This window comes from Delftia sp. Lp-1, assembly GCF_020523835.1.
GTDB lineage: Bacteria > Pseudomonadota > Gammaproteobacteria > Burkholderiales > Burkholderiaceae_C > Comamonas > Comamonas acidovorans.
On the sequence record NZ_JAJALJ010000003.1, the window covers coordinates 695,666 to 721,276 of the forward strand.

The following is a 25,611-nucleotide window of genomic DNA, read 5'->3' on the forward strand; positions in this document are numbered from 1 at the left end:
GCCACGCCATGCTGCGCATAGACCATATCGCCAAGCGCTACCGCGATCAGCAGGTGCTGCGCGGCATTGACCTGAACGTGGAGGCGGGCGAGTTCGTCAGCCTGCTCGGCCCTTCGGGCTGCGGCAAGACCACGTTGCTGCGCATCGTCTGCGGCATCGACATGCCTGACGAGGGCAGGGTGCTGTTCCAGGGCGATGACATCACGCGCTGGCCGGCCGCACGCCGTGGCTTTGGCGTGGTGTTCCAGAGCTATGCGCTGTTTCCCAATCTCACGGCCGCACAGAACGTGGCCTTCGGGCTGAACGGGCAGCCTGCGGCGCAGGCGCGCGAGCGTGTGGCCGAGATGCTGTCCCTGGTGGGCCTGGGCGCGCAGGCCCAGCGCTACCCGGCCCAGCTGTCGGGCGGCCAGCAGCAGCGCGTGGCCCTGGCCCGTGCGCTGGCGCCCCGGCCGCGCCTGCTGCTGCTCGACGAGCCGCTGTCCGCGCTCGATGCCCAGGTGCGCACCGAGTTGCGCAGCGAGATCCGCCAGCTGCAGCGCCAGCTGGGCATTGCTTCCATCATGGTCACGCACGACCAGGAAGAGGCCTTGTCCATGGCCGACCGCGTGGTGCTCATGCACCAGGGCCGCATCGAGCAGCAGGGCTCGCCCGAGCAGCTCTATGCCCGGCCCGTGAGCCAGTTCGCGGCCGGCTTCGTGGGCCGCATGAACCTGCTGCCGGCCACGGCCCAATCGGCGGACCAGGTGCGCATTGGCGAGGCCAGCCTGCGCTGCGCGCTGGCCGGTTTCGAGCCTGGCGCTGCCCTGCTGGTGGGCGTGCGGCCCGAGAGCGTGGTGCTGCACCCGGCCCAGCCCACGGCATTGGCCAACCTGTTCCGCGCCCGTGTGGTGGAGACCTCCTTCCTCGGATCGATGGCCCTGGTGCGCCTGTTCAGCCCCACGCTGCAATGCCAGGTTGACGCCCAGTGGCCCCTGCGCCACGACGTGGGCCTGCCCGACTGGCTGCAGGGCGAGGTGCTGATGGAGCTGCCCGCCGCTGCGCTGCAGCCGTTGGCGGCGCCAGACGTGAGGAAGGCCGCATGAGCGCGCATCCCATGGACACGGCCATTTCCGTGCCTGTGCCCGTGCCCGTCCCCGTGCCCGTGCCCGTGCCCGTGCCGGTGGACCGCTCCGTTCCCGCCCGCCGCAGCGCGCCTGCAGGGCCCGCGCGTCCGCGGGGGCGCAGCGCAGGCTGGGAGCGCTGGTGGCTGGGCGCCCTGGTGCTGGGCGCACTGGCCTGGCTGCTGGCCACCATCGCCCTGCCGGTCGCCAGCCTGCTGGGCAGGAGTTTCTGGGACGACACGGGCCGCTTCACGGGCCTGGCCCAGTTCATCACCTATGCGCGCATGCCGGGCGTGGCGCAATCGCTGTTCAACAGCCTGTGGCTGTCGGCCGTGAGCAGCACGGTCTGCGTGCTGCTGGCCTATGTCTACGCCTATGGCGTGGTGCGCAGCTGCATGCCGCTGGCGCGCTGGTTCCGGGGCCTGGCCCTGGTGCCGCTGCTGGCCCCCTCGCTGCTCATGGCCATCAGCCTGATCTACCTGTTCGGCAGCCAGGGCCTGCTCAAGGGCTGGCTGCAGGGGGGCTCGGCCTACGGGCCCTTCGGCATCATCGTGGGCTCGGTGCTCTGGACTTTTCCGCATGCGCTGATGATTCTGTGCACCACGCTGGCCTCGGGCGATGCGCGCCTGTACGAGGCGGCCGCCACGCTGGGCGCCAGCCGCTGGCGCAGCTTCCGCCAGGTCACGCTGCCGGCCAGCCGCTACGGGCTGATGATTTCCTGGATCGTGGTCTTCGTGCTCGTGGTGACCGACTTCGGCGTGCCCAAGGTCATTGGCGGCAACACGGCCATGCTGGCCACCGATATCTACAAGCAGGTCATAGGCCAGCAAAAGTTGTCCATGGGTGCCGTGGTGGCCATGCTGCTGCTGGTGCCTGCGGGCCTGGCCTTTGCGGCAGAGCGCCATTTGCGTGCGCGGCAGGCGGCGACCATGGGCGTGCGCTCCGTGCCGCTCGTGCCCCAGCCCCATGCGCCGCTGGACCGCGCGTTGCTTGCGTACTGCGCGCTGGTGGCGCTGGCGCTGCTGGCCGTCATGGGCACGGCCGTGCTGGCCTCCCTGGTCAGCTACTGGCCCTACAACCTCACGCTGACGTTCAAGAACTACCGCTTCGACATGATGGACGGCGGCGGCTGGGCCAGCTATGGCAACTCGCTGTCCATGGCGCTGGCCACGGCGGTGGTGGGGGCGGTGCTGAGTTTTGTGACCGCCTACCTGGTGGCCAAGCCACAGCGCTGGGCACGCACGCGCCAGTGGCTGCATGCCGTGGCCACGCTGCCCATGGCCGTGCCAGGGCTGGCGCTGGGCCTGGGCTACATCCTGTTCTTCAATGCCCAGGGCAATCCGCTGCATTTTCTGTACGGCAGCATGGCCATGCTGGTGCTGTGTTCGGTGGCGCATTTCTTCTCGGTGGCGCACATCACGCAACTGGCCGCGCTGCAACAGCTCGATGCCGAATACGAGCGCGTGGCCGATTCCCTGGGCGTGGCCTTCTGGACGCTGCTGTGGCGCGTGCACCTGCCGGTGTGCATGCCCGTAGTGATGCAGGTGGCCGGTTACTTCTTCGTCAACGCCATGACCACGGTATCGGCCGTGGTGTTCCTCTACTCGCCCGAGACCACGCTGGCCTCGGTGGCCGTGCTGGCCATGGACGACGCGGGCGACACCGCGCCCGCCGCCGCCATGGCCACGCTGATCTTTGCCACCGCCGCCACGGGCCGGCTGCTGATCGCGGCGCTGGATGCCTGGGTGCAGCGGCGCACGCAGCGCTGGCGCCAGCGCTGATCCCTTCTCTCTTCCTCCCTCCGTTTTTTTCCTATGAAGAACTACGACCTGATCGTGGTGGGGGCCGGCATTGTCGGCCTGGCCCACGCCTATGCGGCTGCGCGCCGTGGCCGCAGCGTGCTTGTCATCGAGCGCGACGCGGCCTGCATCTCCGCCTCCATCCGCAACTTCGGCTTTGTGACCGTCACGGGCCAGCAGGCCGGTGCCCACTGGCGGCGTGCCATGCGCTCGCGCGACACCTGGGCCGAGATCGCGCCGCAGGCCGGCATCGAGGTCGTGCACCGCGGCCTGTGGCTGACGGCGCGCCGCCCCAGCGCCGAGGCCGTGCTCCATGCTTTCCTGAGCACGGCGATGGGCGAGCGCTGCGAGCTGCTCACGCCGGCCCAGGCCGCCGAGCGCCATCCTGCACTGCGTACCGAAGATCTCAGCGCCGTGCTCTACAGCCCGCATGAACTGCGCGTGGAGTCGCGCACGGCCATTGCCCGGCTGGCGCGGTGGCTGGAGCAGGCCATGGGCGTGGATTTCCGCTTTGGCGAGGCCGTGCTTGACGTGGCCGCGCCCCGGGTGCGCAGCGCCCGCGCCAGCTACCACGGCGAACGCGTGGTGGTCTGCAACAACGCCGACCCGGGCGGCCTGTTCGCCGGCCTGTGGACGCCCCACCGCATCCAGCTGTGCCAGCTGCAGATGCTGCGCGTGCGGCCGCAGCCGGGCTTTCGGCTCAAGGGCTCGGTCATGGGTGACCTGAGCATGGTCAGATACGAGGGCTACAGCGCCCTGCCCGAAGCCGCCGCGCTGCGCGCCGAACTGGAGCGGGAGGAGGGCGAGAGCCTGGCCCACGGCATCCACCTGATCGCCGTGCAAAGCGCCGACGGCAGCCTGGTGGTGGGCGACTCCCACCACTACGGCGCAGCGCCCCAGCCCTTTGCCAGCGAAGCCGTGGACCGGCTGATGCTGCGCCACATGAACGAGGCCCTGCACCTGCGCGATGCGCAGGTGGTGGAGCGCTGGGTGGGCGTCTACCCGAGTGCGCAGGACGCGCCCTGCGTGGTGCATGCGCCCGACGATGCCACGCGCGTGGTGGCGGTCACCGGAGGTTCCGGCGCGAGCACCGCCTTCGGGCTTGCCGAAGAGGTCTGGAGCGCGTGGTGAGCGGCAGCCGGCCTACTTGCCGAACATCACCCACAGCAGCGCCAGCACCATGATCGTGGCCAGCACGGCCAGCGTGATCTTGAGGGCGCTGTAGGGGCGCTCGCCCGCGATCTGGCCGGTGTAGCCGTTGGCGATGATCTGGAAGGTCTTGCTGCCGTAGGTGTAGCCCACCAGCCAGACCGGCACGAGGATATGTTTGAAGGTGCGGCCCTGGTACTCGCGCTGCATCTGCAGGTTGCGGTAGGTGTCGCCGGGCACCTGGCGCGCGCACAGGGCGCGCAGCTGCTCGTCCATGTCCTGCACGTTGACCTGGGCGGCCTTGCCCAGGTCGATCTGGTAGCGCTCCACCGTCCAGCCGCGCACGAATTCCGGCGTGTAGGGCTTGAGGTCGGTGGTGGTGGGAAAGGGTTCCACCTGGCGCAGCAGGTTGGCGTGCACGCCCACGGTGCCGGGCACCAGCTCGTCGTCGAAGAAATGGGCGAGGCTGCCCGAGGCCGGCTCCCAGCGTACGTGGCGCACCTGGCGCGTCTGCACGTTGCCGTTGCTGTCGCGGTAGGACTCGGTGGTGTAGTAGTAGAAGCCCGCCTCGGCCTGCCAGTCGGCGCTGGCGTGGGCGTCGAAGGTCCAGTAGGGCAGGTAGACGCCGTGCAGCGTGTCGGTCAGCGCGGCGGATTTCAGGCGGTTGGGCGCGAACCAGCGGCTGCCGTACCACTGGCGGATGCGGTCGCGGATCTGGCCGTCGCTGATCTTGAAGGGCAGGATGCTCTGCGGCGTGATGGCATCGCCCTGGTCCTCGTGGGCGACGATGGAGGGCGAGCCGCAGAAGTCGCAGCGCTGGGCCACGGTGCGGTTCACGAAGACCGAGATGGCACGGCAGTTCTGGCACTGGACCTCGTAGCGGTCCTCCGTGCCCCAGCCCCGGCCGGACTTTGGGTTGCGCAGCGCCTCGGCCAGGTCCTGCTCGACCACATCGCGGCCCAGTTCCTCGCGCGTTTCCTCGCTCCAGGGCACCGTGGTGCCGCAGTACGGGCACTTGAGCGCCTGGGCCTGGGCATTCCATTCGAGGTTGGCGCCGCATTCGGGGCAGGGGTGCTTGCGCACCATGGCGGGCGCGGCGGCTGCGGCCTCCCAGGAACCGGAGGCGGGGGAAGTCGAGGTGCTGGAGGAACTGGAGGAGGGCGCGCTCACGGCATCGGTCCTGGAAAACGGGACGCGGCGCCAGGCAGGGCCTGGCGCCGCAAAGGGTCAAACCACGGAAATGTCAGCCGCGCAGGAAGTCATCGAGTGCGGCTTGCGCAATGCGCCACTGGCTGCCGATCTGGCGCGCCTTGAGGTTGCCGGCCTGGATCTCGGCCAGCACATCGGCCTCGCTCACACCCAGCACCTGGGCCGCCTGTGCCGGGGTCAGCACCTGCAGTCCACCGGCGGCGGGCGCTGCGGGGGCCTGGGCCGCCTGTGCGGCAGCGGGCGAGAACGGATCGGACGCCTGGCCCTGGCCGGCCGGTGCGCCACCGCCACCGCCGTTTTGCATGCTCTTCATCATCTCCTGCGCCATGCCGAAGCCCATGGCCATGGTGGCGGGCAGGGTGGCTGCGGCAGCGCCTTCGCCGCCCGTGGTCATGGCCTGACCCATCTGGTATTTGACGTAGTCGTTGAGGTTGCCGATGGCCGTCATGCTGGAGCGCTTGTCGATGGCCTGCTCCACCTCGGGCGGCACGGACACGTTCTCCAGCACGAAGCTGGTGATCTCCAGGCCGTACTTGTCCGTCATGGCCGGGTTGATCAGCGGCAGCAGCGCATCACCCAGCTCGCCATAGCGCTGGGCCACATCCAGCACGGGCACCTGGGCCTTGGCCAGCGACTCGGTGAACACGCTGATGATGCGCGAGCGCATGGTATCGGCGAACTCGTCGATGCGGAAGTTCTGGTCCGTGCCCGCCACTTCCTTGAGGAACTTGGCCGGCTCGACGATGCGGAAGTCGTAGGTGCCGAAGGCGCGCAGGCGCACGGCGCCGAAGTCCTTGTCGCGCACCATCACGGGGTTGGAGGTGCCCCACTTGTTGCCCGTGAACAGGCGCGTGTTGATGAAGTAGACATCGCACTTGAACGGCGAGTTGAAGCCGTACTTCCAGCCCTGGATGGTGGACAGGATGGGAATGTTCTGCGTGGTCAGCGTGTGCTTGCCGGGGCTGAACAGGTCGGCGTACTGGCCGGCCGAGACGAACTGCACCTGCTGCGACTCGCGCACGATGAGCTGGGCGCCGTTCTTGATTTCCTTGTCGTCATCGGGCCAGCGGTAGGAGAGCGTGTCGCGCGAGTCATCGGTCCACTCGATGATCTCTATCAGTTGCTTGGTGATGATGTTCATCAGGTTCATGGCAGGCTCCGGGGCGGTGGTGGTCCACGACAAAAAAGGTCAGTGGGCCATTCTAGGGGGCGTGCATGGCGGCGTGGCGAACGGTCACCGGCCGCTGCCCTGGTGAATTGTCAAAAAATGATCCTGCCGGGCCTTGCAAGGCCTGTTTCCAGGCAGTCACGCGCCATGGCCTTTGCCTGTATGCACTGCGTGCTCCGTTTTTTGATACAGATCGCGTGGCGGCGCTGCCGGCGTGGGGCCGCAGGCCGGCAGCACGGCGCACGGCCGGGCGGCGCCTTAAAATCGTCGTTTGCGCGGCGCGAGCCGCCTCTCATTCACCGGCGCGGCCCCGGCCTGCGTGCGACGCCTGAAACAAGTCATGCTCACTTTCCAACAAATCATCCTCAAGCTGCAGTCCTACTGGGCCGACCAGGGCTGCGCGCTGCTCCAGCCCTATGACATGGAAGTGGGCGCGGGCACCTCGCACACCGCCACCTTCCTGCGCGCCCTGGGCCCCGAGCCCTGGAAGGCCGCCTACGTGCAGCCCAGCCGCCGCCCCAAGGACGGCCGCTATGGCGACAACCCCAACCGCCTGCAGCACTACTACCAGTTCCAGGTGGTGCTCAAGCCCGCGCCCGACAACATCCTGGAGCTGTACCTGGGCTCGCTCGAAGCCCTGGGGTTCGACCTGAAGAAGAACGACATCCGCTTCGTCGAGGACGACTGGGAGAACCCCACGCTGGGCGCCTGGGGCCTGGGCTGGGAAGTCTGGCTCAACGGCATGGAGGTGACGCAGTTCACCTACTTCCAGCAGGTCGGCGGCATCGACTGCAAGCCCGCCACGGGCGAGATCACCTACGGCCTGGAGCGCCTGGCCATGTACCTGCAGGGCGTGGACAACGTCTACAACCTGACCTGGACCGACGGCCTGAGCTACGGCGACGTCTACCACCAAAACGAGGTGGAGCAGTCCACCTACAACTTCGAGCATTCGGACGCCGACTTCCTGTTCACCGCCTTCGGCGCCTACGAAAAGCAGGCCAACCACCTGATCGGCGAACAGCTGGCGCTGCCGGCCTACGAGCAGGTGCTCAAGGCCGCCCACACCTTCAACCTGCTCGATGCGCGCGGCGCCATCAGCGTGACGGAGCGTGCCGCCTACATCGGCCGCATCCGCAACCTGGCCCGCGCCGTGGCCAAGGCCTATATGGACAGCCGTGCACGCCTGGGCTTCCCCATGGCGCCCAAGGCCCATGCCGACGAAGTGCTGGCCGAGCTGGCCAAGGCCGCCGAACAACAGGGCAAGAAGGCCGCCTGAGGCGGACACCGCTGCACCGAGAGAACACCAGACCATGAACGCATCGAATCTTCTTGTTGAACTGTTTGTCGAAGAGCTGCCCCCGAAGGCGCTGCAAAAGCTGGGCGACGCCTTTGCCGGCGTGCTGTTCGAGCAGCTCAAGGCCCAGGGCCTGCTGGCCTCCAGCGAAGCGCGCCTGACGGCCTATGCCTCGCCGCGCCGCCTGGCCGCCCACATCACCGAAGTCCTGCCCCAGGCCGAGGACAAGGCCGTGTCGCAAAAGCTCATGCCTGTCTCCGTGGGCCTGGACGCCGACGGCAAGCCCACGCCCGCCCTGATCAAGAAGCTGGCCGCCCTGGGTGCCGGCGAAGAAGCCGTTGCCGGCCTGACTCGCCAGGGCGAAGGCAAGGCCGAGGCCCTGTTCCACGCCTCCACCGTGCGCGGCGTGATGCTGGCCGACGGCGTGCAAAAGGCGCTGGACGAAGCCATTGCCAAGCTGCCCATCCCCAAGGTCATGCGCTACCAACTGGCCGACGGCTGGAGCAGTGTCCATTTCGTGCGCCCGGCCCACGGCCTGGTGGTGCTGCACGGCACCGAGGTGCTGATCGGCGTCAAGGCCCTGGGCCTGACGGCCGGCACGGCCACGCATGGCCACCGCTTCGAGGCGGCGGTCGATCCCGTGGTCATCCGCTCCGCCGATGACTACGCCGCGCAGCTGCGCGAGGAAGGTGCCGTCATCGCCAGCTTCGCCGAGCGCCGTGCCGAGATCGCGCGCCAGTTGCAGGCCGCTGCCGAGCGCGTGGGCGGCGGTGTCCGTCCCATCGAGGACGAGGCCCTGCTGGACGAAGTCACGGCCCTGGTCGAGCGTCCCAATGTGCTGGTCTGCGAGTTCGAGAAGGAATTCCTCGACGTGCCGCAGGAATGCCTGATCCTCACCATGAAGGCCAACCAGAAGTACTTCCCGCTGCTGGACGCCGCCGGCAAGCTGACCCACCAGTTCCTGGTGGTCAGCAACATCAGCCCCCAGGATGCCAGCGCCGTCATCGGCGGCAACGAACGCGTGGTGCGCCCGCGCCTGGCCGACGCCAAGTTCTTCTTCGACCAGGACCGCAAGAAGACCCTGGCCTCGCGCGTGGACGGGCTGGGCAAGGTGGTCTATCACAACAAGCTCGGCACCCAGGGCGAGCGCGTGGAGCGCGTGCGCTCCATCGCCAAGAGCATTGCCCGCCAGCTGGGCGACACGGGCCTGGCCCAGCAGGCCGACCTGGCCGCGCAACTGGCCAAGACCGACCTCGTGACCGACATGGTGGGCGAGTTCCCCGAGCTGCAGGGCACCATGGGCCGTTACTACGCGCTCAACGACGGCCTGGACGTGGCCGTGGCCGATGCCATCGAGGACCACTACAAGCCCCGCTTTGCGGGCGACGAACTGCCGCGCGGCAACGCCGGCGTGGTCGTGGCCCTGGCAGACAAGCTGGAAACCCTGGTCGGCATGTTCGGCATCGGCAACCTGCCCACGGGCGACCGCGACCCGTTCGCGCTGCGCCGCCATGCGCTGGGCGTGATCCGCATGCTGGTCGAGAAGGAACTGGCACTGGACCTGGAAACCCTGCTGGTCAGCGTGCTGCCTGCCTTCGGCGACAAGATCGAGGACGCCACGCCCCAGCTGGCCGACTTCATCTACGACCGCCTGGCCGGCAACCTGCGCGAGCAGGGCTTCTCGGCCCAGGAAGTGGACTCCGTGCTGGCCCTGCGCCCGCAGCGCCTGTCCGACGTGCAAAAGCGCCTGGAAGCCGTGCGCGCCTTCGGCGAGCTGCCCGAGGCACCGGCCCTGGCCGCCGCCAACAAGCGCGTGGGCAACATCCTCAAGAAGGCCGACCAGGCCGTGCAGGCCCAGGTCAATGCGGCCGTGCTGGCCGAGGTGGCAGAGAAGGACCTGTACGCAGCCCTGCAATCGGTGGCGCCCAAGGCGCAGCAGCAGTTTGCTGCCGGCGACTACACGGCCAGCCTGCAGACCCTGGCCGCGCTGCGCGCCCCGGTCGATGCCTTCTTCGAGCATGTGATGGTCAACGCCGAAGACCCGGCGCTCAAGGCCAACCGCCTGGGCCTGCTGGCCACGTTGCACGAAGCCATGAACCGCGTGGCGGACCTTTCGCGACTGGCCTCCTGATCCCGTGGCGGCATCTGCCGCCCGGGCCCTGCGTCTTCCACCCTGGGACCCGACCATGAAAATTGCGATCCTGGACCGTGACGGAACCCTCAACCAGATCGGTGAGGAGGGCTTCATCGGCTCTGCCGAGGCCTGGAAGGCCCAGCGCGGGGCGCTGGAAGCCGTGGCGCGCCTGAACCGGGCGGGCTGGCATGTGGTGGTCGCCACCAACCAGCCGGGCCTGGGCCGGGGCCTGTTCGACGTGACCGAGCTCAATGCCGTGCACGCGCGCATGCACCGCGAAATGGCGGCGGCAGGCGCGCGCGTCGATGCGGTTTTCTACTGTCCCCATGCGCCGGACGAGGAATGCCATTGCCGCAAGCCCGGCACGGCGCTGTTCGAGCAGATTGCCGAGCGCTTCGGCGTCGAGGGGCACCAGCTGTGGGTGGTCGGCTCCTGCGTGGCCCACCTGCAGGCCGGCGCCGCCATGGGCGCGCGCCTGCACCTGGTCTGCACGGGCGCCAGTGCCGGAGTGTCTCTGGACGGGGCGCTGCCGCCCGGACTGCCGCCCGGCACCCAGCGCCATGCCAGCCTGGCCGCGCTGGCCGATGCGCTGGTTCCGGCAGATGCCGCACCGGCTCCCTGAACGCCTGAACGCCCGAACGGCAATTTGCCCATGCGCCGCTGGCCTGCCGTCCTGCGCACAATGCTATCTTTGTGAATTCCGATTCCTGAGGGCGCAAGGCCCGGGCCTGCCGCCCGGCCCCTGCGCCGCTTTCTGCACAACACTGCCGCCATGTCCCTGATCCGCTCCACCCTCCACATGCTCTGGATGGGCATCACCGTGATCCCCTACACCCTGGCCGTGCTGCTCACGCGCTGGCTGGGCGGCGGGCCGCGCCGCGTCTATGCCGTGGCGCGCGCCTGGCTCAAGCTGTCGGTGGACAGCGCCCGCGTCATCATGGGCGTGCGCCACCGCGTGCAGGGCATGGAGAACCTGCCCACCGACCCCAAGCAGGGCGTGGTGCTGCTGGTCAAGCACCAGTCCACCTACGAGACCTTCCTCATGCCGGCGATCATGCCGCGCCCGTTGGCCTATGTGTTCAAGAAGGAGCTGCTCATGGTGCCCTTCTTCGGCTGGTCCATCGGCAGCATGGACATGATCCACATCGACCGCAAGCACGGCTCGCGCGCCTTCCACAAGGTGGTCGAGCAGGGCAAGCGCCTGTTGGGCCAGGGCACCTGGGTGATCATGTTTCCCGAAGGCACGCGCATCCCGCGCGGCCAAAGGGGCGAGTACAAGACCGGCGCCACGCGCCTGGCCATCATGACCGGCGTGCCGGTCGTGCCCGTGGCCGTCACCTCGGCCAAGTGCTGGCCGCGCAAGGCCTTCATCAAGACGCCGGGCGTGGTGGATGTCTCCATCGGCAAGCCCATTCCTTCCGTGGGCCGCAAGCACGAGGAGCTGATGGTGGAAGTCGAAAACTGGATCGAGGCCGAAATGCAGCGCCTCGACCCCGAGGCCTACCGCGCCTGAGGCGCCGGAGACCGGCATGGCGGACCCGGCACAGCGCAGTTGGGATTGGCTGCTGCCACCTGCCGTGCAAACGCAGGACGGCGGGCTGAAGTCGCGCCGTGACAGGGCCACTCCCCCCGCCCAGCCTTCGTCCGCGCCTCTTCCTCCATCTCCTCCATCTCCTCCATCTCTCCCATCTCCATCCACCATCCCCGAGCCCAGTCCCCGCGTCCACCCGGAGGCCAACCAGCAGGCGGTCCTCCAGGGGCAGGTGCTGCATTACCGGCTGCAGCGCTCGCGCCGGCGCACCATAGGGTTCACCATCGGCGCGCAGGGGCTGGTGGTCAGCGCGCCTGCCTGGGTCAACATGGCTGCCATCGCGCAGGCGCTGGAGGCGAAATCGGGCTGGATATTGCGCAAGCTGCACGAGGCCGGCCAGCGCCAGCAAGCCCAGCATGCAGCACGCATCCGCTGGGAGCACGGCGCAGAGATCGGCTATCTGGGCCGCCCCTTGCAGCTGTGCCTGACCGGTGGCGAAACCCAGCCGCTGCGCACGCGCCAGGTACACCGTGAACAGGCGGCCGACGGCAGCCAGTCCCTGCACCTGCCGCTGGCGCCCGGGGCATCGGCCGCCGAGGTGCGCGCCTGCGTGCAGGCCTGGATGCTGCGCGAGGCGCGCTCCTGGTTCACGGCCAGCCTGCAGCGCCACGCGCCGCTCCTGGGCGTGCAGTGGACCAGCCTGAGACTGACCAGCGCAAGCACGCGCTGGGGCAGTGCCAACTCGGCGGGCGCCATACGGCTGAACTGGCGGCTCATGCAGCACGCGCCCGAGGTCATCGACTACGTGGTCGTGCACGAGCTGTCCCACCTGCGGTACATGGACCACAGCCCGCGCTTCTGGGCCACGGTGGCCAGCGTGATGCCGGGCTGGGAGGCGCAGCGCCAGGTGCTGCGTGACAGGCTGCTGCCTCCCTGGGAATAGGCGATTCGGGCACCGGCGAGCCGGCGCCAGTCGGGCTGGACGGTTATTCTTGCCGGGCACACAACCGCGTCCTATCAAGAAAGCCAATCCATGTCCGCAAGCGCTCCCGTTCCCGCAGCCATTCCCCTGACCGTCCAGCCCGCACAGGGCTATGCCGGCGACATTCCTCCCGAACTTGCCTGGCAATGGCAGCAATCCGGCGAAGCCGTGCTCGTCGATGTGCGCACCGATGCAGAGCGCGACTGGGTGGGCCGCGTACCGGGTGCCGTGGCCGTGGCCTGGAAGCAGTGGCCGTCCATGGCGATGAACCCCGATTTCGACAGCCAGCTGCGCGCCGCCGTGCCTGAAGGCAGCAAGGTGGTCCTGCTGTGCCGCAGCGGAGTGCGCTCGGTGGCCGCTGCCCAGCGCGCGGCGCAACTGGGCATCGAGGCCTACAACATCCTCGAAGGTTTTGAGGGCGATGTGGACGCCAACGGCCAGCGCGGCCATGTCGGCGGCTGGCGCCTGCGCGGCCTGCCCTGGCGCCAGTAAGCCGGGGCCGACCTGGCGTCGTTCAGAGCTGCGGCTCCGCGAATCCCAACGCCACCGCCCGGGCGGCCACCATGTCCACCAGGGCCTGGGCCGGTCCCGACAGCGTGGCCTGCGAGCGCATGGCCAGCAGCAGCCGGCGCCGGGTGTTGAGCGCCCCCAGCGGGCGCAGCCGCAGTGCCCGCGCGGTCAGGTGCGGCGCGGTGGCCGCGCGCGGCAGGATGGCCAGGCCCAGACCCACCGAGACCATGTGGCACATGGCGTCGAAGCTGCGCACCTGGATGCGGATCCGCACGGGCCGGTTGATGGATTCGGCCTCGGCCGCAATGCGCCGCATCAGCGAGGTGGAGCGGGCCAGGCTCACGAAGTCGTGGTCCAGCACGGTGGCCAGGGGCACGGGGGAGTCGTCGCCCGTGTCCAGCGCATGGCCGCGCGGCATGACCAGCACCAGCTCGTCCACATCGCAGACCTGGGTGCTCAGCCCTTCCAGGGGCGTGTTCTCCCCGATGATGGCCAGCTCGGCCACGCCGCTGAGCACGGCGCGCACGGACTCCTCGCTCAGCGCGTCTTCCAGGTCCACCGATACGCCTGGGTGGGCGGCCATGAAGTCGGCCAGCAGCCGGGGCAGAAAGCCTGCAAATGCGGAGTTGTTGGCCCACAGGCGCAACTGGCCCGTGGCGCCGCTGCGAAAGTCGTCCATGGCCAGGGCCAGGTGCTCCAGCCGGGCCACCACGTCCACGGCATGGTGGTACATGCTCTGACCGGCGGGCGTGGGCGTGACGCCGCGCTTGCTGCGCACCAGCAGGGTCACGCCGCAGTGCTGCTCCAGCTCGGCCACGCGCTTGCTGGCGGCCGCCAGCGACAGCCCCAGCGTGCGCGAGCCGGCCGTCAGGCTGCCGGCATCGACCACGGCCACATACAGGCGCAGCGTCAGCAGATCGAATCGGTGCAGGTTGATCATTCCCATCCTCCACCGCGGACGAAGGATGGATCAACGAGATACGGCTGTTCGGCCGCGCGCAGGCCCGCAAGAATGCGCCGGTACAAAGAGAACATGGAGACAAGCATGAATCGACGCATTGTGCTGCAGGCCGCCGGCCTGGCAGCGGCCGCCCTGCTGGGCGCAGGAACCGTCCAGGCCCAGGCCTTTCCAACCAAGTCCATCACCCTTGTGGTCCCCAATCCGCCCGGCGGCGTGGTGGACACGGCGGCACGTTTGGCGTCCGACCCGCTGTCGCGCCTGCTGGGGCAGTCGGTGGTGGTGGACAACCGGGGCGGCGCCAGCGGCAACATCGCCTACCAGATGGTGGCCCGGTCGCCCAAGGACGGCTACACGCTGCTGGCCTCGTATTCGGCCTACCACGTGGGCAATCCGGCGCTGTTCCCCAAGCTGCCCTGGGCCCAGTCCGAGCTGGCGCCCGTGGGGCTGATCGTGGCCGCCACCAATGTGATCGCCGTTCATCCTTCCGTTCCGGCGAACAATCTGCAGGAGTTCATTGCCTATCTGCGCAAGAACCCGGGCAAGGTCAATTACGCGTCGCAGGGCAATGGCTCGCTGTCCCATGTGGGCACGGCCGTGTTCGCCCAGGTGACGCAGACCCAGATCACGCATGTGCCCTACAAGGGGTCCGGCCCTGCCATCCAGGACGTGCTGGGCGGCCAGGTGCAGATGTTCATCACCACGCCGCCTTCAGTGCTGGGCCACGTGCAGACGGGCAAGCTCAGGGCCCTGGCCGTGACCAGCAAGACGCGCCATCCCATGCTGCCCGATGTGCCCACCACGGCCGAAGCAGGACTGCCGGGTTTCGAGCTGGAAGCCTGGGTCGGCCTGTTCGCACCTGCGGGCACGCCGCCCGAGGCCATCGCCAGGCTGTCGGACGCGCTCAAGACCTCCCTGGAGTCGCCCGACGTGCAAAAGCGCGCGGCCCTGCAGGGCGTGGAGCCGCGATTCCTTGGCCCGCAAGCGCTGGCCGCCCTGGTCCAGCGCGAGACGGACCACTGGGGCAAGGTCATCAAGGCCAACCACATCACGATGGATTGACATGACAGCCAAAACCCATTTCCGCATCGGGCAGATCGTGCCCAGCTCCAACACCACGATGGAGACCGAGATCCCCGCCATCCTGCGCGCCCGCGAGGCGCTGGCGCCCGAGCGTTTCACCTTTCACTCCAGCCGCATGCGCATGAAGCACGTGACCAAGGAGGAACTGGCCGCCATGGACGGCGACAGCGACCGCTGCGCGCTGGAACTGTCGGATGCGCGTGTCGATGTGCTCGGCTATGCCTGCCTGGTGGCCATCATGAGCATGGGGCGCGGCTACCACCGTGTCTCGGAAGCGCGCCTGCACCAGCGCACCGTGGACAACGGCGGCCCCGCACCCGTGGTCACCAGCGCCGGCGCCCTGGTCGATGGCCTGCATGCCATCGGCGCGAAGAAGGTGGCGCTGCTGGCGCCCTACATGAAGCCGCTGACGCAACTGGTCATCGACTACATAGAGAACGAAGGCATCGAAGTGGTGGACAGCATCTCGCTGGAGATTGCCGACAACCTGCAGGTGGGCGCCCAGGATGCGCGCGCACCCATCGAGATCACGCGGCGCCTGAACACGGCCAACGCCGACGCGGTCATCGCCTCGGCCTGCGTGCAGATGCCCTCGCTGGCCTCGGTGCAGCCCATCGAGGACCGCGTGGGCCTGCCGGTACTGTCTTCCTCGGTGGCCACGACGTTCATGATGCTCAAACGCCTGGGCCTGCCGACAGCCGTTCCGGGATTCGGTGCGCTGTTGAGCGGTAAATACTGACTACTGACTGAGCCCACGAAAAAACCGCCCGAAGGCGGTTTTTTCACGGAGGCAAAGAGATCACAGCGCCGGAATGCGCAGCTTCTGGCCGGGGTAGATCTTGTCGGGGTGGCTCAGCATGGGCTTGTTGGCCTCGAAGATCACCGGATACTTGTTGGCATCGCCATAGAACTTCTTGGCAATGGCCGACAGCGTGTCGCCGCGCACCACGTCGTGGTACTGGGCCTCGGGCTCGGGGTTGGTCACCGTCATCTGGTTGTCCACCGACTGCACGCTGGAAACGTTGCCGCAGCACAGCGTCACCTTTTCCTTGACCGCCTGGGTGGGGGCCGTGCCCAGCACAGTTACCTTGCCCTGCGAGCCGTCGAACTGCACCTTCACGTCGCTGACGCCCAGGTTCTGCGTGCCGATATAGGTCTCGATGGCCTTGGCGGCCTTGGCATTCAGGTCTTGCGCAGGCTCGGCTGCCTGTGCGGCGCTGCCGCCGAACAGCTTTTCGCCGGCTTCCTTGATGAAACTGAAAAGTCCCATGGGTGACTCCTGTTGGTGGGTGGAAAAACGGAAAGACCAATGTAACGCCTAACAGTGGCAGCGCGCGCTGCCGGGCAGGAGCGCTCCCGGATTTTTGACATTTGCGCCATTCTTGCGTTCACGTCCTCACTCAGTTGTCGTCCATGGCTGACGCTATCCTCCGGAAAACTCCGATAATCGCGCCCATGACTTTTTTGGCCATAGACATCGGCAACACCCGCTTGAAATGGGCGATGTACGACGCGCATCGGCCTGGCGCCGCATTGCTGGCGCACGGCGCGGAGTTCCTGGAGCACATCGAGCACCTGGCCGAAGGGCCGTGGAGCGACCTGCCCACGCCTACGCGCATGCTGGGCTGCGTGGTGGCCGGCGACACGGCGCGCCGGCGCGTGCACGACCAGATCGACATGATGCTGGGCTGGGATTTCGAGCCGCAGTGGGCCGTGCCCGGCGCGGCCGAGGCCGGAGTCACCAACGGCTACGATTTCCCCTCGCGCCTGGGGGCGGACCGCTGGGTGGCCATGATCGGCGCGCGCCAGCACATCCTGCAGCGCGGGCCAGAGCGGCCCCTGATCGTGGTCATGATCGGCACCGCCGTCACCGTGGATGCGCTGGACCAGCACGGCCACTTCATGGGCGGCCTGATCCTGCCGGGGCACGGCATCATGCTGCGCGCCCTGGAAAGCGGCACGGCCGGCCTGCACGTGCCCACGGGTGCGGTCACGCCATTCCCCACCAACACCAGCGACGCGCTGACCAGTGGCGGCACCTACGCCATCGCCGGGGCCGTGGAGCGCATGTACCAGCATCTGTACATGCATTGCAGCATGGAGCCCGCCTGCGTCATGGCCGGCGGTGCAGGCTGGAAGATGGTGCCCAGCATGACGCGGCCCTTCGAGCTGGTGGACAACCTCATCTTCGAAGGCCTGCTGGTCATGGCGCAGCGCCGCTGGGGCGATGCCAGCGGCCTGCCTGCCGACGCGGTCAAAGCGGCCTGAAGCCACTTCGATCGTGCGGCGCAGCATCGCGCCGTTATATCCGTTGCGTAACAGTTGATGACAGCGCTGGTGCCGGGTGCAGGGGCGGCCGTGGACCCCGCATCCGGAGCCTTTCGCGGGGGATGCGGCGACAGTGGATAATCCGCGGCAATGTCTTCCACCAATCACGTCATGGAACCGATTGCCGGTGTCGAAGCCCCGATCAAGGGGCGGCTGGGCGAACGCCTGCTTTCCGCCGGCAAGCTGAACGAGCGCGATCTGCAAAACGCCCTGCAGGCGCAGCAGGAGCTGGGCGGCTATTTGGGCCAGGTGCTGGTCCAGCTGGGCGTGGTGGCGGAAACCGACGTGGCCCAGGCGCTGTCCGAGCAGCTGCACATGCGCTGGCTGCGCGCGGAAGAGTTTCCCGACCTGCTGCCCGATGTGCCGGGCCTGCTGGCCAGCTTTCTGGATGCGCAGTGCGTCTGCCCCATTTCGCTGCAGGACGGCGTGCTCGAAGTGGCCATGTCCGTGCCGCAGGACCCCTTCATCACCAAGGCGCTGCGCCTTGCCACCGGCTTGCAGATCAAGCCCGTGCTGGCGCTGGAAGCCGATATCCGCAAGGCCCTGTCCGAAGCCGGCCAGGAACCCGAAGGCGAAGAAGGCCAGGACTGGGAGTCGGATGCCACGGGTGGCGACTTCGTCGAGCACCTGAAGGACCTGGCCAGCGAGGCGCCGGTCATCCGCCTGGTCACGGGCATCATTTCCCGCGCCATCGAGCTGCACGCCTCCGACATCCACCTTGAGCCCTTCGAAGCCGGCCTGCAGGTGCGCTACCGCATGGACGGCGTGATCCATGCGGCCGAACTCGTGCCGCCCCGGCTGAGCGCAGCCGTGGGCTCGCGCGTCAAGCTGCTGGCCCATCTGGACATTGCCGAGCGGCGCCTGCCGCAGGACGGCCGCATCAAGACCCGCGCCAAGGGCCGCGAACTGGACCTGCGTGTCTCCACCGCGCCCACGGTGCATGGCGAGAGCATCGTCATGCGGGTGCTGGACCGCGCCAACGTGCGCCTGCGCCTGGAAAGCATGGGCTTCGAGGTCGATACGCTGGAGCGCTTCAACACCTTGCTGGCCAAGCCGCACGGCATCGTGCTGGTCACTGGGCCCACGGGCTCGGGCAAGACCACCACGCTGTACGCGGCCCTGTCCAAGATCGACGCGGTTTCCAACAAGATCATCACCGTCGAGGACCCGGTCGAATACCAGCTCGACGGCATCAACCAGATCCAGGTCCATCCGCAGATCGACCTCACCTTTGCCAACGCCCTGCGCTCCATCCTGCGCCAGGACCCGGACATCATCATGATCGGCGAAATGCGTGACGGAGAAACCGCGCAGATCGCCGTGCAGTCCGCGCTGACAGGCCACCTGGTGCTGTCCACGCTGCACACCAACACGGCCGCAGGCGCCGTCACCCGCATGCGCGACATGGGGGTGGAGAGCTACCTGATCACGTCCTCGGTCAACGGCGTGCTGGCCCAGCGCCTGGTGCGCACGCTGTGCTCGCATTGCAAGCAGCCCGACACGCTGCCGGCCGCCGCCGTCGAGGGCAGCGGCCTCAAGCGTTTTTTGCGCGAGGGCTCGCCCATCTACCGCGCCGTCGGCTGCGAGCATTGCCGGGGCACGGGCTACAAGGGCCGTACCGGCATCCATGAACTCATGATCATCGACGAGCCGCTGCGCCGCGCCATCATCGAAGGCCAGGACGCCAACGCCCTGCATGCCATGGCGGCCAAGAGCGGCATGCTGAGCCTCTACGACGACGGCCTGCGCAAGGTGGCCTCGGGCGCCACCACGCTCGACGAAGTGCTGCGCGTGACCCAGGACCAAAGCGATGCCTGATTACAGCTGGGAGGCCGTGGACAGCCGCGGTCAGATGGTCAAGGGCACTTTTTCCGCTGCGGCCGTGGCCGAGGTGGTGGTGCACCTGCGCAAGAGCCGCCTGTCGCCCATCAAGGTCGAGGAAGCCGCAAGCCTGGGCAACGTGCCGCTGGCGGCGCGTGCGCTCAAGAAGGGCCGCATCAAGGCCGACGACATCCAGGGCATGACCACCGAACTGGCCATCATGATGCGTGCCGGCCTGTCGCTGGACAACGCGCTCAAGGTCCTGGTCGAGATGAGCCACAAGGTCCAGATGCAGGCCATGCTCCAGTCCGTGCTCGACAGCGTCAAGGCCGGCATGCCGCTGAGCCAGGCACTGGGCAAGCACCATGACCTGTTTGGCGACTTCTATATCAACATGGTGCGCTCGGGCGAAGCCAGCGGCCAGATGTCGGGCGTGCTCAACCGGCTGGTCGAGCACATGGCGCGCCAGCGCGCGCTGCGCGACAGCGTGGTCTCGGCCACCATCTATCCGGCCATCCTGCTGGGCGTGGCCGTGCTGTCCCTGGTGGCCATGCTGGGCTTCGTCGTGCCGCAGTTCGAACAGCTCTTCAACGACATGGGTGACGCGCTGCCCCTTCCCACGCAATTCGTGATGGGGCTGGGCCATGCGTTTCGCAGCTACGGCTGGGCGGTGTTCATCGTGCTGGGCGCGCTGGGCTGGGTCTTAGCCCGCTGGGCCAAGAGTCCCAAGGGCCGCCAGACCTGGCAATCGTGGCTGCTGGGCCTGCCGGGCCTGGGTGGCGTGGTGCGCAAGTACCAGCTCACCCTGTTCAGCCGCTCGCTGGGCACGCTGCTGGGCAATGGCGTCACGCTGCTGACCGCACTGCGCATTGCCAGCGACACGGTCTCCAACGTCGCCATCCGCGAGCGCCTGGAAAAAATGGGTCCCATGGTCAAGGAAGGCCATCGCATGGCCCATGCCGCCCAGAAAACCGGAGAATTCGAACCCCTGGCCCTGAATTTGGTGCGGGTCGGCGAGGAAACCGGCCGGCTGGGCGACATGATGCTGGAGCTGTCCAACATATTGAACCGCGAGGTCGAAAACGCGATCAAACGCCTCCTGACCATGCTGGAGCCGGCGCTGATCCTGGTCCTCGGTATCCTTATCGCCTCCATCATCGTGTCGATCCTGCTCGGAATCCTGTCCGTCAACGATCTGGCCGTCTGATGAATCTGAATTGACTGAAAGGTATGTAGAAGATGATGCGCATGCAAAAGCAACTGTCCTCCCGCGCCCGCAAGCGTGGCTTCACGCTGATCGAACTGCTGGTCGTGCTGGCCATCCTGACCCTGCTGGCCGGCCTGGTCGGCCCCAAGGTGCTGAACCAGTTGGGTGGAGCAAAGACCAAGACGGCCGGCGTGCAGATCGCCGACATCGAAAAGGCGCTGGAGCTGTACAAGCTCGACGTGGGCCGCTATCCCACCTCGCAGCAGGGCCTGGACGCGCTGGTCAAGCAGCCCGCTGGCGTTGCCGGCTGGGCGGGCCCCTACCTCAAGGGCGGCGTGCCCAATGATCCCTGGAACAACCCTTACCGCTACACCTACCCGGCTGCCAATGGCGATCTCGAGATCCTCTCGCTGGGTTCCGATGGCACACCCGGTGGCGACGGCGAGGCCTCCGATATCCGCAACACCAAGTAAGTTGCTGGTCTGACGCCGTAGTGCAACGCTGCCTCCGTGCCGGGAATATGTCTTGAAGCGCTCCCATGGTTTCACGCTGATCGAGTTGCTGGTGGTCTTCGGCATCCTTGCCGCGATCATCGGCATCGTGCCGCCCGCCATGGGCAAGCTGCGAGATGCCGTCGCCTACCGCCAGACCGTGCAGGACGTCACGGCCCTGCTGCGCAAGGCGCGGCAGCAGGCGACGCTGCAGGGCATGCCCGTGGCGTTTGCCTTCAACACGGTGAGCCAGCAATACGGTATTGCCGGGCAGGCATCTGCGAAAGTACCCGAGGGCCTGAAGGTGCAGCTCGTCACGGCGGCCGGCGCCGCACTTGCCGACGGCAGTCAGACCATTGTTTTCCTGCCCGAGGGAGGCGCGACGGGCGGCAGCATCTCGTTGATACGAGGTGAAAGCGGTGGTGGCGTGCGCTTGCGGGTGGACTGGCTGTCCGGTCAGGTCACCAAAGAAACCCTGTGATGTCGCAACGCTCTGGCTCCCGCGCTGCGGTGCGGGGTATGACCCTGCTGGAACTGCTGGTCGCCCTGACCATCATGGCCATATCGGTCGCTTTGATCTATCGCGCCGTTGGCGGTTCTGCGCGTGGCGTGGCCAAGCTGGAGCAGACCCAGGGCGTGGCCATGTTGGCCGAATCGCTGATGGACGCTTTCCCCATGGTCGATCCTGGCGGAAACCAAGCCTCCGGGCAGGATGGCGCCTATGCCTGGCAGATCATTTCAGCCCCATTTTCGGCAGGTGATTTGCCGGAAACGGCGGCTCCTTTGCACGCCTTGCGCATCACCATACTCTCTGAGGGGCGCAGCTGGGTGTTCGAGACACTTCGTCCCCAGCGGCCGCTGCAACCTGGCGAGGAGACAAGGTGATGAGGATGTTTAGGGCACCTCGCGCCCGCGCGCAAGGTTTTACGCTGGTAGAGCTTCTCGTGGCCATGGTGCTGCTGTCCATGCTCACCCTGGGGTTGGCCTCGGTCATGTCAACAGTCTCGCAGACGCAGGAACGTGTGGATGCCCGGCTTGACCGCATGGACCATCAGCGGGTGTCGATCGGGTTCTTGCGCTCTGTGCTGGGGCAGATTTCCGCTGCCCAGAGGCAGACCGGTATGCGAAAGCAGGGAGAGAGCGAGTATTTCTTTGAAGGCGGACCCAAGGGAATGCAGTGGCTGGGAATCATGCCGGCCCGGTTTGGCATGGGTGGGCGAACCCATTTCCAGTTGGCCTTGGACGGTGACGCTTTGGTGCTGCGCTTCGCTCCCTGGAAGGGGGTGGACGTCGCTCCTGACTGGGGGCAGGGCCAATCCTATGTCCTGGAGCGGGCCGTCACGGCCTTCGTGCTGAGCTACCAGAACGCGAAATCGGGCGTTGCGCAATGGCAGCCGCAGTGGGTTGATGACAAGGAGCTGCCTTCTGCGGTCCAGATTCAGCTGCAATCGGCCGGTGGTGTCTGGCCGTTGATGGCGATTGCCTTCTACACCCCTCCTGCCACCAACCGAAGCTCTGGCAGCGGCGGCGCCGTATTCGGTGGGAGCCGCCGATGAGCCGGCAGTACGCAGGCGGGATGAAGAGACACCAGGGCATGGCGTTGGTGCTTGTACTTTGGATCGTTGCAGCACTTTCCATTTTTGCCACCAGTTTGGGCAAGGTGGTCCGCCAGGAGGCCTCGGTGGTTGGTGTTACCCGCGACATGGCTGCTGGACGAGCCCGGGGAGAAGCAGCCATCTATCAGGTTTTGCAACAGATTGCACTCAAGCCCCAGGAATTCAGCGAACGTAGGGTGGAGCAGGTTCCATGGGGGGGGCAGATAATAGAGGTCGAAATTCTGCCCTGGAGCGGTCTGGTCAATATCAATGCGGCTTCGCCGGAATTGCTGGGATCACTGTTCACACGCATGGGCTTGGGGCAGGGCGCGGCGCTTGCGCAGGCCTTGGTCGAGTTCCGTCAGGCAGGAAAAGGGGTGGTCAATAGCGTGGCGTGGGAGGCGCCCGAAGATCTGCTGCAGATTCCCGGGGTGACCTATGGCATCTACGCACAGATTCGACCCTTCATCGTGGCGGATACCGATGGGCGCACTGGCATCAACCCCAAGGCGGCACCTGCTGCTCTTTTGGCCGCGCTGGATGGCACCGGCGGCGCAGCCTTTCAGGAGAGTCTTTCCAGTCCCCGCTATCGTCTGACCGCACGGGTGGTGTTCGATGGTGGATCGGTCATGGTGGTGCGGGACGCCGATGTCATCGGCGGTGGCAGTCGGGGCTCGTTGCCCTGGACGTTGCTTTCGGCCACGCAGTCCTGGGTGGGTCGTATATAGCGAGGCTTTGGGCATTTCCTTGGGGTAGGCGCTGCCAGGTGCCTGTTTCAATGGTGCTGCAGGAGCAAGAAGGAAGAAAGAATTGAAAGCAATGTTGTTCAACGGATGCGGCGTTTTATGGGACTGATGACATCCGATGCCAAGCTGTTTGGGCTGGATCTGCGCGAACTGACTGCGGAGCTGCACGATGCGTTCCACAAGCTGGTGCGCCTGCCCTGGCTGCGCAGAGCCATGCCCGTTACCCTTGTGAAGGTGGCTGGCGATGCAACAACCATCGCTGGCGCCAGAGCCCAGGGTATGCATATCGAATGGACCGATTTGTCCAGCGATGTGCTCGAGCGCGTCACTCATACCGCAGTGCTGCTGGATTCCGAGCAGGTGTTGCAGCGTTCCCTGACGCTGCCTCCGATGGCACCTGCAGCCCTGCGCAGTGCCATTGAGCTCGATGTGCAGACCATGACGCCATTTGCGCCCCAGGACACGCTTTGGTCGTATGTTCAGCGCCCTCTGGCGAAGGCACAGGGACGGCAGCGGGTAGAGGTGGTGATCGCATCGCGAAACCAGGTGGAGCAGGCGCTGCGCCTTCAGTCGGCAAGGTTGCCTGGAGATGGGCATCCCGAAGTCTGGGCTCCTGCCGGCGCGGAAATGGTTGTCCTGCCGGGCTTTGGCGAGCCGGCGCGCCTGCGCAGCGAAGCCAGGCGGCGCAACTGGATCCTGCTTGGCCTGGGCCTTGTGTCGGCATTGTGCGTGGCTCTGGCTGTCACCCCATCACTGCAACTGAGGATGAGGGCCATCGATGCCAGTCAGCAGTTGGCCGCATTGACGAAGACATCGGCCGAGGTCATGGCCCAGCGCCAGGCGCTGGTCGAAGGTGGGGAGAATCTTGGCAAGCTGCAGGAGCGACTGCAGCAGCAACTGAACCATCTGCAGGTGCTGGCCGTGTTGACCAAGGTGCTGCCCGATGATTCAGCGGCCCAGCGCGTAGTGCTCCGAGGAACCAAGTTGACGGTCCAAGGCCTGACCAGCAACGCATCCAATGTCGTGGCCTTGCTGGCCAAGACTCCCGGGTTCCTGGATGTGCGTCTGCCCACGGCGGTGACGCGTGCACCAGGATCGGGCAAGGAGAATTTTGTGCTTGAAGCCAACATTGATCCCAATGTGCTGGGCCTGCTGGCCAAGGCTGCAGAGGAAAAACCGTCTGTTGAGGGCGATGCGGATCCCAAGGAGGCGCAATGACCGCCGGTTCGCAGAAACTCACGCCTCGCCAGTGGTTGCTGCTGGGAGGAATCGGCTTGAGTCTGATTGTGCCGCTTGCCGCCTTGGGCTCCTGGGTTTACTCCAAGCATGTATGGGCCCAGGAGCAAGTGGAGACCCTGGAGCCCCGCTACGCAAGACTTGCCGGTATTCAGGAGCAGGCGCAGGAAATCCAGGAGGCGCTGGAGCAGATAGAGACCGTGAAGGCGCTGCATATCTATCCAGCTGAGCAAGACAGCACGCAAACGGGCAATGCGGTTCAGCAGCGACTGCGGGCGCTGCTCGACAAGGCGGGCCTTTCTGTGGTGAGCAGCCAGGTACGGCCCTCCTCGGAGTCGGAAGACCAGAGTCAGAGTCTGGGTCCGTATGAGCGCATAGCAGTTTCCATGACGGCGGAAGGTGGATGGCCTGCAATCCAGCTGGCCTTGCTGTCCCTGCGGGACGTCTCCCCCACCGTGTGGCTGGATGACTTGCAGCTCAATCTGCTGGGCAATCTTGAAAGCAACAATCCCAAGGTGGCGCCAAAGCTCAGCGCGCAATTCACTTTCAGCATTCTGCGGAGCAAGCCGTGAACCAGCGCATTCTTTGGACCACGGGACTGGCTCTGCCTGCGGCGCTGCTGGGGGGAGCGCTGGCCTGGGCATGGCTGACGCCTGAGTTGCAACTGAAAAACATTGCGTGGATACCGCCGCAGCCCCTGAAGGCGGACATCAAGGCGCTCGTTCCTCCTGCAAACGTACCTGAAGACCAGAGCAAGCGCGACGAGCAGCAATTGCTGGAAATGCAGGAGAGGCCGCTCTTCGCCATCAGCCGCAAACCACCACCACCTCCGCCACCGCCAGCTCCAGAGAAAAAAGCGCAACAAGAAGTGCCCGATATCTGGCAGCAGGCCCGCGTCACTGGAATTTTTGAAGGGCAGGTCAGCGGAATCATTTTCTCGCTGGACGGCAAGGAGCGGCGTTTGCTGCTCAACCAGAATTTTGCAGGCTGGAAGTTGCAAAGCCTGCAGGGCCGCAATGTCGTTCTGGAAAGCAACGGACAGACGCGTACGTTGCAACTGGTGAAGGCTGCGGTGGACAAAGGGCCTAACATCCCTGCCGGCATGAGGGTGCCACCTGTGCTGCGGGTCCCCGCTCAGGCGCAGGAGCCTGAGGGTGCCTCCGATACATCAGCCAAGCCCGAGGAGCCGCAAGCCGTCTTTGGCGGAACCAGTGTGCCCGCAAAGAAATGAGAAAGACTGGTCAAGAAACCATGAAATTGCATAACC

Annotated in this window: 26 protein-coding genes; 22 read left to right on the top strand and 4 right to left on the bottom strand. The window is 66.7% G+C overall.

Features of this window, described 5'->3' with window-relative positions; genetic code table 11:
• Positions 1 to 8 precede the first annotated feature (8 nt).
• Genes LGR64_RS24165 through LGR64_RS24175 form a run of 3 tightly spaced genes read left to right on the top strand, consistent with a single transcriptional unit; the run spans position 9 to position 4,030 of the window.
• Positions 9 to 1,082 carry an ABC transporter ATP-binding protein gene (locus LGR64_RS24165; RefSeq protein WP_230357182.1) on the top strand — a complete coding sequence of 358 codons (1,074 nt, stop codon included), beginning with the start codon at positions 9 to 11 and terminating at the stop codon, positions 1,080 to 1,082.
• Positions 1,079 to 2,881, top strand: a complete 1,803-nt coding sequence (locus tag LGR64_RS24170) for a putative 2-aminoethylphosphonate ABC transporter permease subunit (RefSeq protein WP_230357184.1) — start codon at positions 1,079 to 1,081, stop codon at positions 2,879 to 2,881. The genes LGR64_RS24165 and LGR64_RS24170 overlap by 4 nt, the downstream gene beginning before the upstream one ends.
• A 33-nt stretch (positions 2,882 to 2,914) precedes the next feature.
• Positions 2,915 to 4,030, top strand: coding sequence for a TIGR03364 family FAD-dependent oxidoreductase (locus LGR64_RS24175; RefSeq protein ID WP_230357186.1), 1,116 nt, complete (start codon positions 2,915 to 2,917; stop codon positions 4,028 to 4,030).
• Positions 4,031 to 4,042: 12 nt separating this feature from the next.
• Here LGR64_RS24175 and LGR64_RS24180 read toward each other — a convergent pair whose 3' ends face one another.
• Together LGR64_RS24180 and LGR64_RS24185 are read right to left on the bottom strand one after the other, a co-directional pair.
• Complete coding sequence (locus LGR64_RS24180; RefSeq protein WP_013804246.1) at positions 4,043 to 5,218, bottom strand: zinc ribbon domain-containing protein; 1,176 nt, start codon at positions 5,216 to 5,218, stop codon at positions 4,043 to 4,045.
• Between the two features lie 73 nt (positions 5,219 to 5,291).
• Positions 5,292 to 6,407, bottom strand: a complete 1,116-nt coding sequence (locus LGR64_RS24185) for an SPFH and helix-turn-helix domain-containing protein (protein WP_096916848.1) — start codon at positions 6,405 to 6,407, stop codon at positions 5,292 to 5,294.
• Between the two features lie 358 nt (positions 6,408 to 6,765).
• Between LGR64_RS24185 and glyQ the strand changes: the two genes are divergently transcribed.
• From glyQ to LGR64_RS24215, 6 genes are all read left to right on the top strand, one after another.
• A complete protein-coding gene (glyQ, locus tag LGR64_RS24190) occupies positions 6,766 to 7,704 on the top strand; it encodes a glycine--tRNA ligase subunit alpha (RefSeq protein ID WP_012203218.1) in 939 nt (312 codons plus the stop codon).
• Positions 7,705 to 7,738: 34 nt separating this feature from the next.
• Complete coding sequence (gene glyS, locus LGR64_RS24195) at positions 7,739 to 9,853, top strand: glycine--tRNA ligase subunit beta (protein ID WP_141830406.1); 2,115 nt, start codon at positions 7,739 to 7,741, stop codon at positions 9,851 to 9,853.
• Positions 9,854 to 9,908: 55 nt separating this feature from the next.
• Positions 9,909 to 10,478: a D-glycero-alpha-D-manno-heptose-1,7-bisphosphate 7-phosphatase gene (locus LGR64_RS24200; protein WP_013804243.1), complete on the top strand. Its 570-nt coding sequence runs from the start codon at positions 9,909 to 9,911 to the stop codon at positions 10,476 to 10,478.
• Between the two features lie 150 nt (positions 10,479 to 10,628).
• Positions 10,629 to 11,369 carry a lysophospholipid acyltransferase family protein gene (locus LGR64_RS24205; RefSeq protein WP_013804242.1) on the top strand — a complete coding sequence of 247 codons (741 nt, stop codon included), beginning with the start codon at positions 10,629 to 10,631 and terminating at the stop codon, positions 11,367 to 11,369.
• Positions 11,370 to 11,385: 16 nt separating this feature from the next.
• The gene (locus LGR64_RS24210) at positions 11,386 to 12,330 is read left to right on the top strand and encodes a M48 family metallopeptidase (RefSeq protein ID WP_141830404.1); all 945 of its coding nucleotides are present in this window, start codon (positions 11,386 to 11,388) and stop codon (positions 12,328 to 12,330) included.
• A 90-nt stretch (positions 12,331 to 12,420) separates the two neighbouring features.
• On the top strand, positions 12,421 to 12,861 hold the full coding sequence (locus LGR64_RS24215; protein ID WP_141830402.1) for a rhodanese-like domain-containing protein: 441 nt from the start codon (positions 12,421 to 12,423) through the stop codon (positions 12,859 to 12,861).
• Positions 12,862 to 12,883: 22 nt separating this feature from the next.
• Here the strand turns inward: LGR64_RS24215 and LGR64_RS24220 are convergent, their stop codons facing one another.
• On the bottom strand, positions 12,884 to 13,819 hold the full coding sequence (locus LGR64_RS24220; RefSeq protein ID WP_141830400.1) for a LysR family transcriptional regulator: 936 nt from the start codon (positions 13,817 to 13,819) through the stop codon (positions 12,884 to 12,886).
• A 105-nt stretch (positions 13,820 to 13,924) separates the two neighbouring features.
• Here LGR64_RS24220 and LGR64_RS24225 point away from each other — a divergent pair, with 105 nt between their 5' ends.
• Positions 13,925 to 14,899 carry a Bug family tripartite tricarboxylate transporter substrate binding protein gene (locus tag LGR64_RS24225; protein WP_012203225.1) on the top strand — a complete coding sequence of 325 codons (975 nt, stop codon included), beginning with the start codon at positions 13,925 to 13,927 and terminating at the stop codon, positions 14,897 to 14,899.
• Between the two features lies 1 nt (position 14,900).
• Positions 14,901 to 15,659: a maleate cis-trans isomerase family protein gene (locus LGR64_RS24230; RefSeq protein ID WP_012203226.1), complete on the top strand. Its 759-nt coding sequence runs from the start codon at positions 14,901 to 14,903 to the stop codon at positions 15,657 to 15,659.
• 60 nt (positions 15,660 to 15,719) lie between these two features.
• Here LGR64_RS24230 and lysM read toward each other — a convergent pair whose 3' ends face one another.
• Positions 15,720 to 16,190 (bottom strand): peptidoglycan-binding protein LysM, encoded by a 471-nt coding sequence (gene lysM / locus LGR64_RS24235; RefSeq protein ID WP_013804236.1) that lies wholly within the window; start codon positions 16,188 to 16,190, stop codon positions 15,720 to 15,722.
• A 185-nt stretch (positions 16,191 to 16,375) separates the two neighbouring features.
• Here lysM and LGR64_RS24240 point away from each other — a divergent pair, with 185 nt between their 5' ends.
• The 11 genes from LGR64_RS24240 (at position 16,376) to LGR64_RS24290 (ending at position 25,575) form a co-directional block, all read left to right on the top strand.
• Positions 16,376 to 17,188 (top strand): type III pantothenate kinase, encoded by an 813-nt coding sequence (locus LGR64_RS24240; protein WP_034390266.1) that lies wholly within the window; start codon positions 16,376 to 16,378, stop codon positions 17,186 to 17,188.
• A gap of 171 nt (positions 17,189 to 17,359) precedes the next feature.
• Positions 17,360 to 19,066: a type II secretion system ATPase GspE gene (gene gspE, locus LGR64_RS24245; RefSeq protein ID WP_230357261.1), complete on the top strand. Its 1,707-nt coding sequence runs from the start codon at positions 17,360 to 17,362 to the stop codon at positions 19,064 to 19,066.
• Positions 19,059 to 20,276 carry a type II secretion system F family protein gene (locus tag LGR64_RS24250; RefSeq protein WP_013804233.1) on the top strand — a complete coding sequence of 406 codons (1,218 nt, stop codon included), beginning with the start codon at positions 19,059 to 19,061 and terminating at the stop codon, positions 20,274 to 20,276. Before gspE ends, LGR64_RS24250 begins: the two co-directional genes overlap by 8 nt.
• 32 nt (positions 20,277 to 20,308) lie before the next feature.
• Positions 20,309 to 20,749: a type II secretion system major pseudopilin GspG gene (gene gspG, locus LGR64_RS24255; protein ID WP_043819862.1), complete on the top strand. Its 441-nt coding sequence runs from the start codon at positions 20,309 to 20,311 to the stop codon at positions 20,747 to 20,749.
• Positions 20,750 to 20,801: 52 nt separating this feature from the next.
• Positions 20,802 to 21,248 (top strand): GspH/FimT family pseudopilin, encoded by a 447-nt coding sequence (locus tag LGR64_RS24260; protein WP_061287140.1) that lies wholly within the window; start codon positions 20,802 to 20,804, stop codon positions 21,246 to 21,248.
• Positions 21,248 to 21,652, top strand: a complete 405-nt coding sequence (locus tag LGR64_RS24265) for a type II secretion system protein (protein WP_409333501.1) — start codon at positions 21,248 to 21,250, stop codon at positions 21,650 to 21,652. Before LGR64_RS24260 ends, LGR64_RS24265 begins: the two co-directional genes overlap by 1 nt.
• A 5-nt stretch (positions 21,653 to 21,657) precedes the next feature.
• Positions 21,658 to 22,323 (top strand): prepilin-type N-terminal cleavage/methylation domain-containing protein, encoded by a 666-nt coding sequence (locus LGR64_RS24270; protein ID WP_217649261.1) that lies wholly within the window; start codon positions 21,658 to 21,660, stop codon positions 22,321 to 22,323.
• Positions 22,324 to 22,361: 38 nt separating this feature from the next.
• Entirely contained in the window at positions 22,362 to 23,090 is a 729-nt protein-coding gene (locus tag LGR64_RS24275) for a helix-hairpin-helix domain-containing protein (RefSeq protein ID WP_225614091.1), read from the top strand.
• 126 nt (positions 23,091 to 23,216) lie between these two features.
• On the top strand, positions 23,217 to 24,326 hold the full coding sequence (locus LGR64_RS24280) for a PilN domain-containing protein (RefSeq protein WP_185750889.1): 1,110 nt from the start codon (positions 23,217 to 23,219) through the stop codon (positions 24,324 to 24,326).
• Positions 24,323 to 24,916: a type II secretion system protein GspM gene (gene gspM / locus LGR64_RS24285; protein WP_141830392.1), complete on the top strand. Its 594-nt coding sequence runs from the start codon at positions 24,323 to 24,325 to the stop codon at positions 24,914 to 24,916. Before LGR64_RS24280 ends, gspM begins: the two co-directional genes overlap by 4 nt.
• Positions 24,913 to 25,575 (top strand): hypothetical protein, encoded by a 663-nt coding sequence (locus LGR64_RS24290; protein WP_141830390.1) that lies wholly within the window; start codon positions 24,913 to 24,915, stop codon positions 25,573 to 25,575. The genes gspM and LGR64_RS24290 overlap by 4 nt, the downstream gene beginning before the upstream one ends.
• The last annotated feature ends 36 nt before the right edge of the window (positions 25,576 to 25,611 follow it).

What these genes read in the sequence shown, in the direction of transcription:
- glyQ (WP_012203218.1), top strand. Translation starts at nt 6,766, where the DNA reads ATGCTCACTTTCCAACAAATCATCCTCAAGCTGCAGTCCTACTGGGCC.
- LGR64_RS24250 (WP_013804233.1), top strand. Translation starts at nt 19,059, where the DNA reads ATGCCTGATTACAGCTGGGAGGCCGTGGACAGCCGCGGTCAGATGGTC.
- LGR64_RS24185 (WP_096916848.1), bottom strand. Translation starts at nt 6,407, where the DNA reads ATGAACCTGATGAACATCATCACCAAGCAACTGATAGAGATCATCGAG.
- LGR64_RS24280 (WP_185750889.1), top strand. Translation starts at nt 23,217, where the DNA reads ATGACATCCGATGCCAAGCTGTTTGGGCTGGATCTGCGCGAACTGACT.
- LGR64_RS24220 (WP_141830400.1), bottom strand. Translation starts at nt 13,819, where the DNA reads ATGATCAACCTGCACCGATTCGATCTGCTGACGCTGCGCCTGTATGTG.
- gspG (WP_043819862.1), top strand. Translation starts at nt 20,309, where the DNA reads ATGATGCGCATGCAAAAGCAACTGTCCTCCCGCGCCCGCAAGCGTGGC.
- LGR64_RS24210 (WP_141830404.1), top strand. Translation starts at nt 11,386, where the DNA reads ATGGCGGACCCGGCACAGCGCAGTTGGGATTGGCTGCTGCCACCTGCC.
- LGR64_RS24205 (WP_013804242.1), top strand. Translation starts at nt 10,629, where the DNA reads ATGTCCCTGATCCGCTCCACCCTCCACATGCTCTGGATGGGCATCACC.
- LGR64_RS24225 (WP_012203225.1), top strand. Translation starts at nt 13,925, where the DNA reads ATGAATCGACGCATTGTGCTGCAGGCCGCCGGCCTGGCAGCGGCCGCC.
- LGR64_RS24240 (WP_034390266.1), top strand. Translation starts at nt 16,376, where the DNA reads ATGACTTTTTTGGCCATAGACATCGGCAACACCCGCTTGAAATGGGCG.
- LGR64_RS24200 (WP_013804243.1), top strand. Translation starts at nt 9,909, where the DNA reads ATGAAAATTGCGATCCTGGACCGTGACGGAACCCTCAACCAGATCGGT.
- LGR64_RS24170 (WP_230357184.1), top strand. Translation starts at nt 1,079, where the DNA reads ATGAGCGCGCATCCCATGGACACGGCCATTTCCGTGCCTGTGCCCGTG.
- glyS (WP_141830406.1), top strand. Translation starts at nt 7,739, where the DNA reads ATGAACGCATCGAATCTTCTTGTTGAACTGTTTGTCGAAGAGCTGCCC.
- lysM (WP_013804236.1), bottom strand. Translation starts at nt 16,190, where the DNA reads ATGGGACTTTTCAGTTTCATCAAGGAAGCCGGCGAAAAGCTGTTCGGC.
- LGR64_RS24275 (WP_225614091.1), top strand. Translation starts at nt 22,362, where the DNA reads ATGGCGTTGGTGCTTGTACTTTGGATCGTTGCAGCACTTTCCATTTTT.
- LGR64_RS24165 (WP_230357182.1), top strand. Translation starts at nt 9, where the DNA reads ATGCTGCGCATAGACCATATCGCCAAGCGCTACCGCGATCAGCAGGTG.
- LGR64_RS24215 (WP_141830402.1), top strand. Translation starts at nt 12,421, where the DNA reads ATGTCCGCAAGCGCTCCCGTTCCCGCAGCCATTCCCCTGACCGTCCAG.
- LGR64_RS24270 (WP_217649261.1), top strand. Translation starts at nt 21,658, where the DNA reads ATGTTTAGGGCACCTCGCGCCCGCGCGCAAGGTTTTACGCTGGTAGAG.
- LGR64_RS24175 (WP_230357186.1), top strand. Translation starts at nt 2,915, where the DNA reads ATGAAGAACTACGACCTGATCGTGGTGGGGGCCGGCATTGTCGGCCTG.
- gspE (WP_230357261.1), top strand. Translation starts at nt 17,360, where the DNA reads ATGGAACCGATTGCCGGTGTCGAAGCCCCGATCAAGGGGCGGCTGGGC.
- gspM (WP_141830392.1), top strand. Translation starts at nt 24,323, where the DNA reads ATGACCGCCGGTTCGCAGAAACTCACGCCTCGCCAGTGGTTGCTGCTG.
- LGR64_RS24230 (WP_012203226.1), top strand. Translation starts at nt 14,901, where the DNA reads ATGACAGCCAAAACCCATTTCCGCATCGGGCAGATCGTGCCCAGCTCC.
- LGR64_RS24265 (WP_409333501.1), top strand. Translation starts at nt 21,248, where the DNA reads ATGTCGCAACGCTCTGGCTCCCGCGCTGCGGTGCGGGGTATGACCCTG.